The sequence below is a fragment of the Nocardia sp. NPDC019323 genome (genome assembly GCF_044389845.1).
Classification (GTDB): Bacteria; Actinomycetota; Actinomycetes; order Mycobacteriales; family Mycobacteriaceae; genus Nocardia; species Nocardia implantans.
Map to the genome: position 1 here is coordinate 93,332 of NZ_JBIRYN010000011.1, position 16,255 is coordinate 109,586.

Below are 16,255 nucleotides of genomic sequence, written 5' to 3' on the forward strand. Positions count from 1 at the left end.
GTGCGCTTCCGGGGATGGGCGGTCCTTGCGCGGTGGTGCTGCGCTGTCGCCTGCGGGCCTGGGCGGCTCGTGCTCTGTGTGCTTTCGGTATGGACGGCGTGGTGCTGCCGTGAGACCGACCTCCATGCTTGGCCGCTCATACCGTGACCCCCAGAATCTCCGCTGCCGTCCGCACCGCGATTGTGGCGCGATCGGCGTCGATGCCTGCGACGGCCGCCGTGGGGGAGACCGATCCGCCGTCGCGGACCGCCTGCCCGATGGCGCGGCGCTCACCCGATTCGAACGCGCCGAAGGTGCGGCGTAGCAGCGGCAGCGTCTCGACGAACGTGTCGTCGCCGAGGCCGCGCAGCCAGTCGTCGATGAGCCGCAACAGCTCCCGATCGTGCACCAGCAGCAGGCCGCGACCGCCGAGGAAACCGTCGATCCACGCCGCCTTGGCCGCGGCGGTGGCGCCCACCGACAGCGCGGCGGACAGCCTGCGCGCGGATTCGGCGTCATCGATACGGCCCGCGTCGGCGAGCAAGCGGACCGCGCGCCCCACCAGAGCGCCGTGCACGTCGTCGCGGTCGGCGATCCGGCGCAGCGCGGCGAGCCAGGCGCCGGTGGCCCAGCCGTCGTCCCTGGTGTGGATGGCGGTGTGCGCCGCGTCCAGCAGACCGCGCAGCTCGGTGGCGGCGTCGGTGTCCAATCCGGTGACCGCCGCGGGCAGGCCCGCGCAGATGCGCACCAGCAACCCATCGGCCACGTGGGCGAGCGCTTTGGTGTCGGTGCCGCGTACGTCGCCGTAGCGCAGCGTGCGGATCAGGCCGGGCAGCGCGGCCAGCAGGTGGGTGACGTCGTGGTCGAGCGCCGCGGTGGATTCCAGCCGGGCGATCAATCCGTCGGTGGCGCCGCCCAGATCGGCCAGCAGCGCGACTTCCAACGCGGTGGTCAATTCGCCGACCGAGCGGTCGGCGCGGCTCGCGGTGTCGAGGATCTTCGCCTCCGCCGCGGTGCGGATGGTGGTGCCCCAGCGCGAGGCCTCGATGATCGAGATCGCGTACTCGGGATGCCACTGCAGCGTCCAGGTTTCCCGGAAGGTGCCGGTGCTGCGCACGTCGCTGATGGTGAGCGTGCCCCACTCGATGTCGAGCACCCGCAGCCGGTGCAGCAGGCGCGACCGCGCGACCTCGCGTTCCTTGCGCAGATCCAGGTCGACGGTGCGGATCGAGGGCTCCTGCTTCATCCGCAGCGACCGGATGGTGGCGCGCAGGTCCGCGTCCAGCGGCACGGTCGGCGTCTGCTCCGGAACGGCGCCCAGCGCCTCGCCGACGACGAGTTCGCCGATCACCAACCGCAGCATCGTCTCGTCGCCGCCGCACAGCACCGACCGGGTGGCCTCGGTCACCTCCGACAGACCGGCCAGCGGGCGACCGCGCAGCGCGGCGAGCGTGTCGGCGAGCCGGACGGCCTCGATGACATGCGCGCTGGAGACGGGCAGATCGTGGGCGCGCAGCACACCGGCGACCTTGGTCAGCCAGCGGGCGATCGGCTGGGCGGTGGCGGTGAACAGGTGGTGGTACCAGCCCGGCGAGGTGACGCCGGCGCCGTAGCCGGAGGTCGTGGACAGCCGCGAGTGCGTCCACGGCACCCAGGTGAGCTTGGCTTTGGTCTTCGGCAGGCCTTTGAGCAACCGGGCGTCGGGCGCGGCGGGACCGAGCGCGCCGGTGAGCGCGGGCGCGTGCCACGCCCCGCACACCACCGCCAGCCGCCGGACGCCGTCTCTGAGCGCTTTGCGCATCGTCTGGCGCATGTAGGCCTCGCGCCGCAGGGTGTGGGCGTCGACGACGAGGAGTTCCGGTGGTTCTGGCACGAGGGTCGGTTCGGCGACCGCCTCCGCGACCGAATCCAATTCCGGCGCAGTGGCATTCGTGGCTCGATCCGGTCCGGGTCGCACGGTCGAAGGTCGGTCGCTCACGGCGCCACCCGACTCGGCGGATTCCCGCAGCGCGCCCATCGCCTCGGTGATCGCGTCGAACGCGGCCGCGTCCGGCACCGATTCCACGACGGCGTCCCACCAGCGTTCGGCGTCGTCGTAGCCGCCGGCCGCGGCCAGCGTGGCGAGCGGATCGAACCGGTCACCGGGCTCGTCCTCCGTCGCCAGCGTGACGCTCGCGGGCAGATCGCAGAACCGCACGGGCACCTCGTTGTCGGCGGCGTAGCGCAGCGCCTGCCATTCGGGGGAGAACACCGCGTACGGCCAGAACGCGGCCTTGGCGGGGGCGTCGGGAACATACGCCAGCAGCGCGACCGGCGGGGCCATCCCTTCCGCGGCGACGAGGCCGACCAGCGGATCGGCGTCGGCGGGCCCCTCGATCAGGATCATGTCGGGCCGGAACTGCGCCAGGGCCAGCCGCAGCGAGCGCGCCGAGCCGGGACCATGGTGGCGGATGCCGAAAACCCTGGTCACGGGGTCTGCTTCGGAGGTCACCCGGTGACCTCGCGGCAGGCGCGGTAGAAGTCCGCCCAGTCCGGTCGCTCGCGGACGACGGCCTCCAGATACTCCGTCCACACCACGGCGTCGGCTACCGGATCCTTGATCACCGAACCGAGCACCGCGCCCGCGATGTCGGAGGCGCGCAGCACACCGTCGCCGAAGTGCGCCGAGAGCGCGATGCCGTTGGTGATCACCGAGATCGCCTCGGCCGTGGACAGCGTCCCGGACGGCGACTTCAGCTTGGTCCGTCCGTCGGCCGTGCTGCCGGAGCGCAGCTCACGGAAGACCCGCACCACTCGCCGCACCTCTTCGGCCGCCGCGGGCACGGCGGGCAATTCCAGCGCCGAACCGAGTTGCTCGACCCGCCTGCTGACGATGGCGACCTCCTCGTCCTCGCTCGCGGGCAGCGGCAGCACCACCGTGTTGAACCGGCGGCGCAACGCGGAGGACAACTCGTTCACCCCGCGGTCGCGATCGTTGGCGGTGGCGATGACGTTGAAGCCCTTGGCCGCCTGCACCTCCGTGCCGAGTTCCGGCAGGGGCAGGGTCTTCTCGGACAGGATGGTGATCAGCGCGTCCTGCACGTCCGAGGGGATGCGGGTGAGCTCTTCGATCCTGGCGATGGAGCCCGTCCGCATGGCCGTGAGCACCGGCGACGGCACCAGCGCCGCGTCGCTTGGCCCTTCCGCGAGCAACCGCGCGTAGTTCCAGCCGTAGCGGATCGCCTCCTCGGCCGTGCCGGAGGTGCCCTGCACCAGCAATGTCGACGCGCCGCTGATGGCGGCGGAGAGATGTTCCGACACCCACGTTTTGGCGGTGCCGGGCACCCCGAGCAGCAACAGCGCCCGGTCGGTGGCCAGCGTCGCGACCGCCACCTCCATGAGCCTGCGCGGGCCGACGTACTTCGGGGTGATCACGGTGCCGTCGGCCAGGGTGCCGCCGAGCAGGTAGGTGACCACCGCCCAGGGCGACAGCCGCCACGACGGCGGGCGGGGCCGGTCGTCGGCGGCGGCGAGGGCGCGCAGCTCGTCGGCATACGCCTGTTCGGCGTGGGGGCGCAGCAGGCCGGGCGTCGGGTCGGTGGTGGTCACTGCAACTCCTCGAGCATCATCGAGCGGTGAATGAGGTCATGGGCGAGCTGGTCGAAGGCCCGCTCCCAGGCGGGATCGTCGCATTTGCCGGCCACCGCGGACAGCGTGCTCGCTGCGGCGACCGGGAGGTGCACCGAGGCCGCGGCGAGCAGCGACCGGTGCGCGCTCGGTGCCGCGCCGTGCGTCTCGGGACGCCGCGCCGCCGCCCGCGCCCGTTCGAACAGCAGCAGCACCACGTGCTGGGCCAGCGCTTCCGGCCACGGATGGCCCATCGCGGGCAGCAGCGCCTCGATCTCCGACAGCCACGACCCGTCCAGCCGCACCAGGTGCGCGGTCCGGTCCGGCAGCGGAAGCAGCGCGAACAGCTCCCGCCTGCGCAGCATCGCCAGGTCGGTGGGCACGCCCGCTTCGAACAGCGCGCGCGCCCACGCCGAGTCGCGTTGCGCCAGTGCGGCGTCCACCCAGCCGTCGAAGATCGGCTGCCGGAACCGGTCCTCGATCGTGGCGCGCACCGCCTGCCGCGGCGTGCCGAGCACGTCGGCCCAGTGCGCGAGCGGGGTGGCGGCGACCACCTGCCGGAGCCGGGCCGCGGCCACGTCGGGCGCGCCGTTCCAGCGGTAGGCGAATTCGACGGTGCGGTCGGTGATCCCGTCGCGCTGCGCGGCGGCGTCGGGCCGGTCCGGCAGCGTGAGCACCACGTTCGTGTGCAGCATCCGGTGCTCGGCGCGGATCCAGGCGCTCGCCCGCGCCCGCATCCGCTGCGAGAACGCCGAGTCCGGCAGCAGCGCGAGCAGTCCGGCTGCGGTGCGGCGCACATCCGCGCGCCGGTCGTCCAGCGCCGTTTCCAGCAGGGGCTCGTCGTCCGGGCCGAGTGCGTCGGCGAGCACGGCCAGCAGTTCGGCCTTCAGCGGCCCGGATTCCTTCGGCCACGCCGCGGTGAGTTGTTCTCGTGCCGCGCCAGGGTCGGCGCGCCGAAGGCCGGCGAGCCAGTCGCGCCGCTCGGGTGGCCGACCGAAAAGCCAAGTGTCCGAAAAAGTTTCGTCATCGGTGGACGGCAGCCGCACCAGGTCGCGCCAGGCCGGATGCCGGGCCGCCAGCCAGCTGCCGCGAGTGCCGGCGAGGCGCAGCAGCGGCTCGCGCAAGGTGGCATTGATCTTCGCGTGCTCGAGCAGTTGCTCGCACAGCGCGTCCGGCGCTCGATAGTCGTGCGGCCGCGCCGCCTCGAACCATTCGGGCAGGAACGCCGAGCGTTCCCGCAGCATGCGCGCCAGGCGTACGGCGGCGGGGCGCGGCAGCGCCGGACGGGGATCGTCCGCCGCGGGCTCCGGCGCCGCCGCGGTGGCGGGCGCTACGCCGCCGCGAGTGTAGAGGTCTTGCAGCGCGGCGGTTTCGAGCAATCGCGACGCGGGATCATGCGGCAACCGCTCGGCCGCTCGCGCGATCGGGGGCGCCAGCGCCGCGAGGTCCGGTGCACGGCGGGCGGTGCCGAGCAACGCGACGGAGGTGAGACCCGCGCTCCCGGTCGGCGCAGGCTGCGGGTGGGTCGCGTCGGGGACGAATGTCTCGGTGGGTGCCAGATCGATCACCTCACCCGCGGTGAACACCGAGATCGGCTCCAAACCGTCGGCGCTCCACTCGCCGGCCACCGTCACCGGATGACCGCCGGAGACGGCCAGCAGCGTCCACGGTTGCTCACCCGGCCGGATCGGCAGCGCGGTCCCGTCGGATTCGGTGACGTACCAGCCCTGTTCCGTGCGGGTGGGCACCACGTCGGCCAGGAGCATCGGCCACGAGCGCAGCCACGGATCGGCCCCGAGCGCGGACGCGTGCGCGGCCAGCGCGGCGGCGATGGTGGCCGGGCGGTCGCGGTCGGCGGGCAGCGTGGTGAATGGTTCGGCGGCGCTGTGCCGTTCGCCCCACAGCGCGCGCAGCGGCGCGGCGCCGGGATAGAAATGGAGCTGGGCGTCGGCCAGTTGCCCCAGGGCGGGAACGTCGGCGGGGAAGCCGGGGGAGCCGAAGGAATGGTCGACCACCACCGCCCAGCGCCTGCTTTCGCGCCCGTACAACCAGGTGCGCCGGGTGTAGAGGCGCTCGTCCTCGGTGATCCGCGCGCCGAACACCATCCATCGGTCGCGGACCGGTACTTCGGCACGCACCGCCTCTGCCGGATTGGGATAACCGACGTGGGTGCGGATACTGGCGCGCAGCGCGGGCGGCGCCGCGTCGAGCTGCCGGTGCGCGGCGATCAGCAGGTGCATGCGCGCGTACTCGCGCAGCATCACCTCCGGCCAGTCGTTTCTGGTGGCCACGACGGCCGGGAGCCTGCGCAGCGCGGCGGCGAGGCCGGGGGCCTGCGCGTCGACCATCCTGGCGGCCACGGCCTCGAAGGCGCGATAGGAGCGATCGGCCTGCGCGAGGCCGGTGCGCACCTGATCACCGAGCCAGACGTCGAGTTCCTCCAACCCCGCCGTCACCCGCACTCGGCGCTGTTCGGCGGTGGCCGGATTCGGGGTACGTGGCCGGTCGGCGGACGCGGCGGCCCGTGCGGTACGGCCGCCGATCCACGCGGCCGCGTAGTCGGCGGTCTCCGGCGCGACGGCGACCTCGCCCGCGGACCAGCGCAGCAACAACGACAGCGCGTGCTTACAGGGAAACTTCCGGCTCGGGCAGGAGCAGCGGTACGCCGGGCCGGACAGGTCGACGATCGTCTGATAGGGCGTGGCGCCGCTGCCCTGGCACCGGCCCCACAGGGCGGTGCCGTGCTGCCCGCTCTCGCGCCAGCGGCCCACCAGCTTGCGCGCCGCCGACAGCGAATTCGCGTCCGGCGCCAGCGCCGTGACCTGCTCTTCGGTCCACGGCGTCGTCATCGGCCCGCTCCGGCTCGCTGCTGCCTCATCGCCTTCCTTCATTGCTCGGTTGACCGGATTTCTACCCCAGCGCACCGACAAGTGCCGCCACCGGTGCGGCCTCGCGCGCGGAACCGCTTGTCCCGGTTCCGCATTCGCCGTTCGCGTAAATCTTGCGCCGATCGGGCCGCTCTGGCATTCTGTCCTGTTCGGCTCGACCGAGCCACCCGGACCGGGTGTAGACACCATCGAGGCTGCCCGCCGGGGTTGGCGCGAGGGGTGGACATCGAGACGCGGCGCAGGCGTTTCGATGACCATATCCATCCCCGCGGGCAGATTCGCTCGGGCACGATGCGCGATCCGGACGCTATCGGGTAGCGTTTCGCACAGCTTCGACAAGGCGCCGCGCACGGGGTCGGAGGACGTGCTGCGGCTCGATGGTGGAGGGGATTTTTCGCATGCGCCTGGATCCCGACGCTGTCCAGGCCGCCGGTTCCGCGGACGCGCCGCCGCGGCTCTCGGAGGTGGTGGCCAGGCGCCTGGCCGAGGATCCAGCGGTCACGCCGTCGGTCATGCGGACTGTGTTGCGCGCCCTCGGCGCCGCCGAATCAGCCGACGCCGCAACGGCATTCGATCACTCCGGGATCTTCCTCAGCGCCATCCGGGTGTGCGGCTTCCGCGGCATCGGCCCCGAGACCACGTTGCAGCTGCCGCCCGGCCCCGGCCTCACCCTCGTGGTCGGCCGCAACGGCAGCGGCAAATCCAGTTTCGCCGAGGCGGCGGAATTGGCCATGACCGGAGGCAACCGCCGGTGGGACGGTCGATCGGCGGCGTGGCGGGAAGGCTGGCGCAACCTGCACGACGGCACGGCCGCCCGCATCGAGCTGGAGTTGCTCACCGCGGGCGCCACGCCGCGCCTCACCATCGCCAAGGAGTGGGCGGCCGACGCGGACCTGCCGGACGCGCAGTGGACCCAGCGGTATCCGCCCGAGCCGCCGACGGAATTCGACACCGATCGCTGGGCCGCCCAGCTCGAGCTCTACCGCCCCTTCCTGTCCTACAGCGAACTCGGCGCGCTGGTGGACGGGAAGCCGAGCGATCTGTTCGACGCGCTGCACCAGCTGCTCGGCCTCGACGAACTCACCCTGGCGCAGGAACGGATCCGGATGCGCCGGCTCGAGCTGGAACGCGCCGTGCGGGATTCGCGTCAGGAACGCCTGGAACTGCTCGAACTGCTTGCGTCCGTGGCCGACGACCGGGCGGTGCGGGTCGCCGGGCTGCTGCGGCCCGCGCAGCCGGATCTGGCCGCGGTCGGCCGGGAAGTGCTCGGCGCGGTGGACGACCCGGCCGGACCGGACGGTCTGCGCGCGATCGTGCGGCTCGCGCTGCCCGAGGACGCCGAAGTGGAGGCCGTGGCCACCCGCCTGGAGGAATGGGGCGCTGCGCTCGCCGCGGGAACCACCGCCGACGCCGAAGCCGATCTGCGCCTGCTCGACCTGCTGCGCAAGGCGCGGGAACATCAGGCGGCGAGCGGGCCGTGCCCATGCCCCGTGTGCGGCCGCGGCGCACTCGACGCTGCGTGGGCCCGCGAGACCGATGCGGCGATCGAGCGGCTGAGCGCCAGGGTGGACGCGCTCACCACCGCCAGGGTCGAACTCGGCAACGCCGTGCGGGCCGCGCGGGCGCTTCCCGACCTCGTTCCCGCCGAGCTGGATTTCGACCCGCGCAACCCGCCGTCGGTCGACACCACGGCGGTGCGCGAGGCATGGGCCGAGTGGGCCGCGCTGACCACCGCCGAGTACACCGAGGACCTGCCCGCCCGGCTGCGCGCGGCGCACGCGCGCCTGGTGGACGAACTCGACCTGCTGCAACAGGGCACGCGCAAGGAACTCGACCGCCTCGACGAGGTGTGGACGCCGCTGGTGCCGCGGATCGTGGCCTGGCTGGAGGGCGCGCGCGAGGTGGCCGCGCACGCGCCGGAGCTGCGCACCGTGAAGAAGGCCGAGGACTGGCTGAAGTCGGCCACCGCGGGCCTGCGCGGCGAGCGCATGACGCCGCTGGAGACGACGGCCAGGTGGGTGTGGCGCACGCTGCGGCAGCAGAGCAACGTCGAACTGGGCGCGATCCGTCTGCAGGGCAACGCGGGCACCGCGCGCCGCGTGCTGCTCGACGTGACCGTCGACGAGGTGGACGGCGCCGCGCTCGGCGTGATGAGCCAGGGTGAGCTGCACGCGCTGGGCCTCTCGCTGTTCCTGCCGCGCGCCACGGTGGAGCAGAGCCCGTTCCGCTTCGTCATGATCGACGACCCGGTGCAGGCGATGGACCCGGCCAAGGTGGACGGCCTGGCCCAAGTGCTCGCCACGGTCGCCTGGACCAGGCAGGTGGTGGTGTTCACCCACGACGAGCGCCTCGCCGAGGCGGTGCGCCGGATGCAGCTCGACGCGACCGTGCTGGAAGTGCAGCGCCGCGACCGCTCGGTGGTCGAGGTGCGGGTGTCCAGCGACCCGATCCGCCGCTACCTCGACGACGCCCGCGCTCTGGTGCGCACCCCGCAGTTGCCCGCGGCGATCGCCGACGAACTGGTGGCCACGTGCTGCCGTTCCGCGGTGGAAGCGGCCAGTCTGGCCAGGGCGCGGCGCAGCTTGCTCGCCGCGGGCATGGACCACCAAGAGGTGGAACGCCACATCGATGCCGCGCATTCGACCCGGGCGAAGGTGGCGCTCGCGGTCTTCGGGGTCGGCAGTAGGGTCGACGACTTGAACAAGAACCTCATCGCGCGCGAGGGCCGGTGGGTGGTGGACGCGCTGCGCGACGCCACGGCGGGCGCGCACGTGCCGATCGGGCGCGATATGCGCGAGCTGATCGGTGAGACCGAGAAGTTCGTCGCGTGGCTGGCCCGGTGAGGCGCCGGTGACCGGGCGGCGCAGGCCGGTCGGCGCGCGCCGTGGCCCAGGGGGCGGCGGGCGCGCGACCCGGCACGGGCAGCGGGGGCGGAACAACGGCCCGCCCCGTTCGCGCGGGAATCGGCCGTCGGTCGCCGAGCGGCTGGAAACGGTCGATCTGCTGCTGGCGGGATCGGTGACCGCCGCGGGCGGGCTGTGGTCGAGGGCGACGGCCTGGATCCTGCGGATCGCGCTGGAGCAGGCCGTGGACGAACTGTGGTCGCGCCTGGCGCCCGCGCTGGTCCGCTGTCCGATGCGGGCGCAGTTGATCGCGCTGCGCGCCTTCGCGGGACCGGACGTGGCGGCGCGCGTGGCCGTGCTCTGGGCAGCGCTGTCGCGCGCGGCCCACCACCACGATTACGAACTCGCTCCCAGCGTCACCGACCTGCGCCGTTGGCGGGAGCAGACCGTCGCCTTGGCCGCGGACCTCGCGGCGGTGCAGGCGCGCCGGGATTGATTCCGGGTGGACGCCGGGTCGGCAAGACCGGCGGCAAGCGGATCGGCTCGGAAGCGGTGGCGACGTGCCTGCGGCGGGCGCCGTTCAGGCCGGAAGGATGATCATTAGCCGGAGATGGCGGGAAGCGTGTGCCCACGGAGACGCGTGTAGGCCGGACGGGCAAGGCGTGTGCGGATCAGGAGCAGAGATGGCAGTGGGGTTCGGAAAGGACGCGGCATGAATGCGGCGCGGCGATGCCCGTGTGGGCGTGGTGAGGCTTTCGACGACTGTTGCGGTCCGGTGCTGAGCGGCGAGCGTCCCGCTCCCACCGCCGAAGCGCTGATGCGCTCGCGCTACACCGCGTTCGCGGTGGGCGACGCCTGCTATCTGCTGCGTTCCTGGCATCCGCGCACCCGCCCGCGCGAGCTGACCCTCGATCCGGCCCAGCGCTGGTTGTTCCTCGAGATCACCGGGACCGATCGCGGTGGACTGTTCGACGACAGCGGCACGGTGGAGTTCGTCGCGCACTACCGGGACGCCGACGGCCGCGGCTCCCTGCACGAGACCAGCAGGTTCGCCCGGTCCGAGGGCGCGTGGGTCTACCTGGACGGCACGCACGAGGACTGAGCGGTAGCGTCAGCGGGCATGGCACGCGTCGCGATCGAGTACTGCACCCAATGCCGCTGGTTGCTGCGGGCGAGCTGGATGGCACAGGAATTGCTCAGCACGTTCGCCACCGACTTGGACGAAGTCGCGCTCCGGCCCGGTTCGGGCGGGGTCTTCCGGATCACCGTGGACGGCGAACAGATCTGGGAGCGCAAGGCCGACGGCGGATTTCCCGACATCGCGGTGCTGAAGCAGCGGGTGCGCGACCGGGTCGCACCCGAGCGCGACCTCGGTCACGCCGACCGGCGCGACTGACCCCGCGCCGGAATCTCAGCCGCAGCAGCCGCCACCGCAGCAGCCGCCGCCCGCCGGTGGCGCCGCCGGAGCCGGCGCGGGAGCACCGCCTCGGGAGACGGTGGCGAAGGTGGTCAGCAGCTTGACCGTGTCGTCGTGGCCGATCGGGCAGGTCGCCGGCGCCGACGACTGCGCCATCGGGCGGGAGACCTCGAACGTGTCGCCGCAGCTGCGGCACCGATAGCTGTAACTCGGCATCCGCTCAGTTTAGGGCTTGCGCCGCGGGCAGCTCGTCGTTCGGGGGGCGAGTCCTGGAGATGTCCGCGGGCTCGGTGGTGTTGCACGAGGCTCGCCACCGCGGCGGACCCCGATCTCATCGCGGTGGTGGGACCGTTGTCGCAGACCGGCACGCACGCACAGCTGCTGGGCGAGGACGGGCCGTATCGCCGATTGGGGGCCGCGTACGTGGGCGACGAGACGGCGTCGGTCGGCGACCGGGAATCGGAGGCCGCGACCTCACCCCGCTCCACCCGCGCGACGGGAGCACCCTCCTGGCTATCGCAAGTTGCCGTGGGTTCCGGCGGTCGCCGTGACCGATTCGACACCGAGGCCCGTCCGACGGCCTGAACAGCGGATGAATGGGAGTCGACGCGGCAATGTCATGGCATCGCGACGTTGTCGTCCTGATCTTCGACGTACTCTCGAAAAAGAAGTATGAGGAGGTCTGCGATGCGCGCTCAGTTCTCCGAGGCGGTGCCCGGTCCCGACGGTTGCGCCGAGCCCATCGCGCGAACGGCTTACGGCGACGTGCGCGGCGTGCGCGAAGGGTCGGTGTCCGTCTGGCGCAGCATCCCCTACGCGGCGGCCCCCACCGGTCCGGCCAGGTTCGCTCCGCCGCGGCCCCCGCAGCCCTGGGAGGGAGTGCGCGACTGCACCGCGTTCGGGGATATCGCGCCGCAGACGATGGGCACCATGGTTCCCATCGACTCGGGCCTGACCATGGGCGAGGATTGTTTGTGGCTCAACGTCTGGTCACCTCGGCCGGAAACCGGCGAGCCGACCCGTGGCGGGGAAACCGAACCGCGCCCGGTGCTGGTCTGGCTGCACGGCGGCGCGTACTGCCTCGGCACCGCCGCGCAACAGATCTACGACGGGCGCAAGCTGGCCGCGACCGGTGACGTGGTGGTCGTCGGGGTCAACTATCGGCTCGGTGCGCTCGGCTTCTTGGACCTGTCCTCCCTCGGCGCCGACTTCGCGCCGAATCTCGGCCTGCACGACCAGATTTCCGCACTGGAGTGGGTGCGCGACAACATCGCCGGGTTCGGCGGCGATCCAGACAACGTCACGCTGTTCGGCGAGTCGTCCGGAGCGGGTTGCGTCACCGCGCTGCTCACCGCGCCGCGCGCCGCCGGGCTGTTCCACCGGGCGATCGCGCAGAGCCCGCCCGCGACCACCGTGTTCGGGCAGGAACGGGCCGCGAGGGTGGCGCGGCGGTTCCTCGAACTGATCGAGCTGCCCGCGACCAGGGCCGAGGAATTGCTGGACTGCCCGATCGAGCGGATCGTGGCCGCGGCGGGCGTCCTGCTCGACGAGATACCGCTGCGGGAACCGGGCCGGCTGGCCGCCGCGCCCGTGGTCGACGGCGATCTGCTGCCGACCTACCCGATCGACCGGTTCCAGCGCGGACTATCGCACCGGGTGCCGTTGATCATCGGCACCAACAAGGACGAGGCGTCGCTGTTCCGGCTGCTGCGCTCGCCGATCATGCCGGTGACGCCGGACGCGGTGAACGCGATGCTGCGTGACGTCGCGGCCGGTCACCCTGAGCTGTCCGCCGAGCGCATCGCCGAGATCACCTCGGCCTACCCGGACCTGAACAAGGCGCGCGGCGCGCTGGCGATGTCCACCGACGCGGCGTTCCGGATGCCGGCGCACTGGGTGGCCGACGGCCACGCCGAGCACTCGCCCACCTGGATGTACCGCTTCGACTACGCCACCCCCATGCTCAGGGCGGCCCGCGTCGGTGCTGGTCACGCCACCGAATTGCCTTACGTCTTCGGCAATTTCGGCACGCTGAACCTCGACCCCACCTTCTGGCTCGGCGGGCGCAAGGCGGCCATGGAGGTCTCCGGGCGCATGATGCGCCGCTGGCTGGCCTTCGCCGCGCACGGCGTGCCCGCCGCCCTCGACGGCTCCAAGCACTGGCGGCCCTACCGGCTCGGAGCCCGCGCCACGCTGCTCATCGACAGCGTCGATCGGGTGGTCGACGACCCCGACCGCGACCTGCACACCGCCTGGGGGCAGCAAGCCGTGGGATTCTCCTAGCCGCGTGCGGGGTCGGGGCCTCAGACGTCGGTGGAGAAGCGGATGCCGCCGTCGGGAATCTCCACGCCGGGCCAGACGCGGGCGCCGCGCAGCAGTTCGCAGCGTGCGCCGATGTTCGCGCCGTCGCCGATGACGCCGTCGCGGACCAGTGCGCGGGGACCGATGCGCGCCCCGAAGCCGATGATGGTGCGTTCGACGGTGGCGCCGGCCTCGATCACCGCGCCGTCGAAGACGACCGCGCCGTCCAGGCGCGCGCCCGCCCCGATCTCCGCGCCGCGGCCGACGACCGTGCCGCCGATGAGCAGCGCGCCGGGAGCGACGCCTGCGCTGGGATGCACCAGCGATTCACCGCGCTGCCCCGGCAGGGCGGGGGAGGGCGCGATGCCGCGAACCAGGTCGGCGGAGCCGCGGACGAAGTCCTCGGGGGTGCCCATGTCGCGCCAGTAGGAGGCGTCGACGTAGCCCTGGACGCGGGCGCCCTCGGTCAGCAGCGCGGGGAACACCTCGCGCTCCACCGACACCGGGCGCCCGGCCGGGATCTTCTCGATGTACTCGCGGCGGAAGACGTAGCATCCGGCGTTGATCTGATCGGTCGGCGGGTCCTGGGTCTTCTCCAGGAACGCGGTGACCCGGCCGTCCGCGTCGGTGGGCACGCAGCCGAACGCGCGCGGGTCGCTGACCCGGACCAGGTGCAACGTCACATCCGCGCGGGTGGACTCGTGCGTGTCGAGCACCGCGCCGAGGTCGGTGCCGCCGAGCACGTCGCCGTTGAACACCATCACGTTGTCCGCGCGCAACTTGGGCAGCACGTTGCGGATCGCGCCTCCGGTGCCCAGCGGCTCGGTCTCGGTGACGTACTCGATCTCCAGGCCCAGCTCGGAGCCGTCGCCGAAGTGCTCTTCGAACACCTCGGCCTTGAACGACGTGCCCAGCACCACGTGGGTGATCCCGGCCTCGGCGATCCGGGCGAGCAGGTGGGTCAGGAACGGGAGCCCGGCCGTCGGCAGCATCGGCTTGGGCGCCGAGAGGGTCAGCGGCCGCAGCCGCGTTCCCTGCCCGCCGACCAGGATCACCGCGTCGGTGCCTGCATTTCCTGCCATCGAGCTCCCCTGTTCACAAGGTCGTTTCTTGCCGGCGTCGCCGGTCACCCGGCGTCGCGCGCCTGCTGGCGCAGGGCAGATCGAACCGCAATCCGTGAGCGGATCGCAAGTCCGGCCCGCAGCGCCAGCCGCAGCGGAGCCTGCCACCAGTGCGGATGCCGGTCGGCCTGGAACCGGTAGGCGCTGGCGTGGTGGGCGGGCAGCATCTTCTCGGGATGACGTCCCGCCGCGTGACCCTTGGCGTGGGTGACCTCGGCGTCCGGCACGAAAACGTTGTGCCAGCCCGCCTTGCCCATCCGGTCACCGAAGTCGACGTCCTCCATGTACATGAAGTAGCGGGAGTCGAAGCCGTCGATCGAGTCGAACGCCGCGCGCCGCACCAGCAGGCACGAACCCGACAGCCAGCCGACGGCCCGCTCGGAGATCTCCTCGTTCTCCTGCCGGTAGCGGCGGGTCCACGGGTTGGACTTCCACACCGTGCCCAGGATCGCGTGTCCGGCGCCGTCCAGCAGGCCGGGCACCCGGCGGGCCGACGGGTACACGCTGCCGTCCGGCTCGAGCACCAGCGGCCCGAGCGCGCCCGCGCGCGGCCAGCGCTTGGCGGCGGCGAGCAGTTTGTCGATGGAATCGGTGCCCCAGCGGATGTCCGGGTTGGCGATCACGATGAACTCGATCGCCGGATCGATCTCCGCGACCGCCCGGTTGATCGCGCCGCCGTAACCGATGTTGCCGCCGGTGCGCAGCAGCCGCACGTGGGAATTGGCCTCGGCGACCAGCTCCGGCACACCGTCCACCGAGCCGTTGTCGGCGAGGATCACCTGAGGTTTCTCGGCGGTGGCCCCGGCTAGCGTGCTGATGAAGTGCTCGAGGTGTTCACCCGGCGAGTAGGTCACCGTGACGACGGCCAGGCCCGCGGGCGCGGCGGATGCGGAATCACTCACGACAGCCAACCTTAACGGGCGCGGGCGCGAGCCGTCCCCCGATAGTCCGCGCATGGTCGCGGGGATGGCGGACCGCGCCGCGGGCAGGCAGTCGGAAGGCGTGTGCCGATGATTCGCGAGGGCTCCCAGTGGTGTCGGGAGACCTGATGACAGCAGTCGCCGGGCGTGTGCTGATGATTCGCGGTTGGCCGCAGCAGCGGCGGAGGGCTTGATTGAGGAAGGTCGCCTCAATCGGACCGCCGCGCCAGGGCGTCGCTCAGCGCGGCCTGCCAATCCCGCAGCGGCGTGAGCCCCGCGTCGTTCCAGGCGCGCGGCGACAGCACCGAGAACGCCGGGCGCCGTGCGGGTCTGGGGAACGCGGAGGAGTCGCACGGCCGGACGCGTTCGGGATCGGCGCCGACCCCGGCGAACACCGCGCGGGCGAGTTCGAACCGGCTGGCCCGTCCGGCGTTGGTGGCGTGCAGCACCCGTGGCGCGTCCGGTCTGCCCGCCAATTCCAGCAGCGCGGCGGCCAGGTCGGCGGCGTAGGTGGGAGAGCCGACCTCGTCATCGACCACGTCGACGGTGTCGCGTTCGCGCTCCAGCCGCAGCATCGTGGCGACGAAATCGCCGCCGCGCCCGGTGTATACCCACGCCGTGCGCACCACGTGCGCGTCCGGGCAGCGGCTCAGCACCGCCTGTTCGCCCGCGAGCTTGGACGCCCCGTACACGGAGGTCGGTCCGGTCACATCGGCAGTGTCGTACGGCCGATCGTGGGTACCTGGAAAGACGTAATCGGTGGACAGATGGATCAGCCGGGCGCCGACGTCAGCGCAGACGCCTGCGAGCACGGCCGGTCCGGTGGCGTTGCCCGCGTACGCCGCCTCGGCTTCGGTCTCGGCCAGGTCGACGGCGGTATAGGCGGCGCAGTTCAGCACCACGTCGCCGGGCGCGAGTACCGCGCGCACGGCGGCGGGGTCGGTGATGTCGAGTTCGGCGCGCCCGTAGCCGCTGGCGGCCGGAGCGAGACGCCGCAGTTCCCGGCCCACCTGTCCGTTCGCCCCGGTGACGACGAGGCGAGCGGGCACGGTGGACGCGGGCGCGGTGGGGTCGGTCACGGGCGCAAGTCTGGCACGCCGCCACGTTCTCGGTTACGGCCGTTCGCGACCACCTTTCGATAGCCTTGTGCTATCGGGGGATCCCGAAATCGGGCGGGGCG

General features: G+C 72.4%; 12 protein-coding genes. 5 read left to right on the forward strand and 7 right to left on the reverse strand.

Going from position 1 to position 16,255, the window contains the following annotated elements:
* Positions 1 to 136: 136 nt before the first annotated feature.
* From ACH49X_RS29745 to ACH49X_RS29755, 3 genes are read right to left on the reverse strand one after another with little or no spacing between them, the layout of a single operon-like run.
* On the reverse strand, positions 137 to 2,488 hold the full coding sequence (locus tag ACH49X_RS29745; RefSeq protein WP_397071486.1) for a DUF5682 family protein: 2,352 nt from the start codon (positions 2,486 to 2,488) through the stop codon (positions 137 to 139).
* Positions 2,467 to 3,567 carry an AAA family ATPase gene (locus ACH49X_RS29750; RefSeq protein WP_195082054.1) on the reverse strand — a complete coding sequence of 367 codons (1,101 nt, stop codon included), beginning with the start codon at positions 3,565 to 3,567 and terminating at the stop codon, positions 2,467 to 2,469. Before ACH49X_RS29750 ends, ACH49X_RS29745 begins: the two co-directional genes overlap by 22 nt.
* Positions 3,564 to 6,434, reverse strand: a complete 2,871-nt coding sequence (locus ACH49X_RS29755) for an SWIM zinc finger family protein (RefSeq protein ID WP_357207833.1) — start codon at positions 6,432 to 6,434, stop codon at positions 3,564 to 3,566. Before ACH49X_RS29755 ends, ACH49X_RS29750 begins: the two co-directional genes overlap by 4 nt.
* A gap of 437 nt (positions 6,435 to 6,871) precedes the next feature.
* Between ACH49X_RS29755 and ACH49X_RS29760 the strand changes: the two genes are divergently transcribed.
* From ACH49X_RS29760 to ACH49X_RS29775, 4 genes are all read left to right on the forward strand, one after another.
* Complete coding sequence (locus tag ACH49X_RS29760; protein WP_357110083.1) at positions 6,872 to 9,316, forward strand: AAA family ATPase; 2,445 nt, start codon at positions 6,872 to 6,874, stop codon at positions 9,314 to 9,316.
* Between the two features lie 7 nt (positions 9,317 to 9,323).
* The gene (locus ACH49X_RS29765) at positions 9,324 to 9,812 is read left to right on the forward strand and encodes a hypothetical protein (RefSeq protein WP_195082051.1); all 489 of its coding nucleotides are present in this window, start codon (positions 9,324 to 9,326) and stop codon (positions 9,810 to 9,812) included.
* A gap of 216 nt (positions 9,813 to 10,028) precedes the next feature.
* Entirely contained in the window at positions 10,029 to 10,418 is a 390-nt protein-coding gene (locus ACH49X_RS29770; RefSeq protein ID WP_357110086.1) for a YchJ family metal-binding protein, read from the forward strand.
* 18 nt (positions 10,419 to 10,436) lie between these two features.
* The gene (locus tag ACH49X_RS29775) at positions 10,437 to 10,712 is read left to right on the forward strand and encodes a SelT/SelW/SelH family protein (protein ID WP_067804457.1); all 276 of its coding nucleotides are present in this window, start codon (positions 10,437 to 10,439) and stop codon (positions 10,710 to 10,712) included.
* Between the two features lie 15 nt (positions 10,713 to 10,727).
* Here the strand turns inward: ACH49X_RS29775 and ACH49X_RS29780 are convergent, their stop codons facing one another.
* Complete coding sequence (locus tag ACH49X_RS29780) at positions 10,728 to 10,949, reverse strand: zinc ribbon domain-containing protein (RefSeq protein WP_357207835.1); 222 nt, start codon at positions 10,947 to 10,949, stop codon at positions 10,728 to 10,730.
* A 471-nt stretch (positions 10,950 to 11,420) separates the two neighbouring features.
* Between ACH49X_RS29780 and ACH49X_RS29785 the strand changes: the two genes are divergently transcribed.
* The gene (locus tag ACH49X_RS29785; protein WP_357207837.1) at positions 11,421 to 13,016 is read left to right on the forward strand and encodes a carboxylesterase/lipase family protein; all 1,596 of its coding nucleotides are present in this window, start codon (positions 11,421 to 11,423) and stop codon (positions 13,014 to 13,016) included.
* A 20-nt stretch (positions 13,017 to 13,036) separates the two neighbouring features.
* Here the strand turns inward: ACH49X_RS29785 and ACH49X_RS29790 are convergent, their stop codons facing one another.
* The 3 genes from ACH49X_RS29790 to rfbD form a co-directional block, all read right to left on the reverse strand.
* On the reverse strand, positions 13,037 to 14,116 hold the full coding sequence (locus ACH49X_RS29790; RefSeq protein WP_195082047.1) for a sugar phosphate nucleotidyltransferase: 1,080 nt from the start codon (positions 14,114 to 14,116) through the stop codon (positions 13,037 to 13,039).
* 44 nt (positions 14,117 to 14,160) lie between these two features.
* Positions 14,161 to 15,057, reverse strand: a complete 897-nt coding sequence (locus ACH49X_RS29795; protein ID WP_195082046.1) for a glycosyltransferase family 2 protein — start codon at positions 15,055 to 15,057, stop codon at positions 14,161 to 14,163.
* Between the two features lie 227 nt (positions 15,058 to 15,284).
* Positions 15,285 to 16,154, reverse strand: a complete 870-nt coding sequence (rfbD, locus tag ACH49X_RS29800) for a dTDP-4-dehydrorhamnose reductase (protein ID WP_323124385.1) — start codon at positions 16,152 to 16,154, stop codon at positions 15,285 to 15,287.
* Positions 16,155 to 16,255 lie beyond the last annotated feature (101 nt).

Coding starts and splice junctions, on each gene's coding strand:
- ACH49X_RS29780 (WP_357207835.1), bottom strand. CDS start 10,949: ATGCCGAGTTACAGCTATCGGTGCCGCAGCTGCGGCGACACGTTCGAG.
- ACH49X_RS29770 (WP_357110086.1), top strand. CDS start 10,029: ATGAATGCGGCGCGGCGATGCCCGTGTGGGCGTGGTGAGGCTTTCGAC.
- ACH49X_RS29775 (WP_067804457.1), top strand. CDS start 10,437: ATGGCACGCGTCGCGATCGAGTACTGCACCCAATGCCGCTGGTTGCTG.
- ACH49X_RS29790 (WP_195082047.1), bottom strand. CDS start 14,116: ATGGCAGGAAATGCAGGCACCGACGCGGTGATCCTGGTCGGCGGGCAG.
- ACH49X_RS29760 (WP_357110083.1), top strand. CDS start 6,872: ATGCGCCTGGATCCCGACGCTGTCCAGGCCGCCGGTTCCGCGGACGCG.
- ACH49X_RS29755 (WP_357207833.1), bottom strand. CDS start 6,434: ATGACGACGCCGTGGACCGAAGAGCAGGTCACGGCGCTGGCGCCGGAC.
- ACH49X_RS29785 (WP_357207837.1), top strand. CDS start 11,421: ATGCGCGCTCAGTTCTCCGAGGCGGTGCCCGGTCCCGACGGTTGCGCC.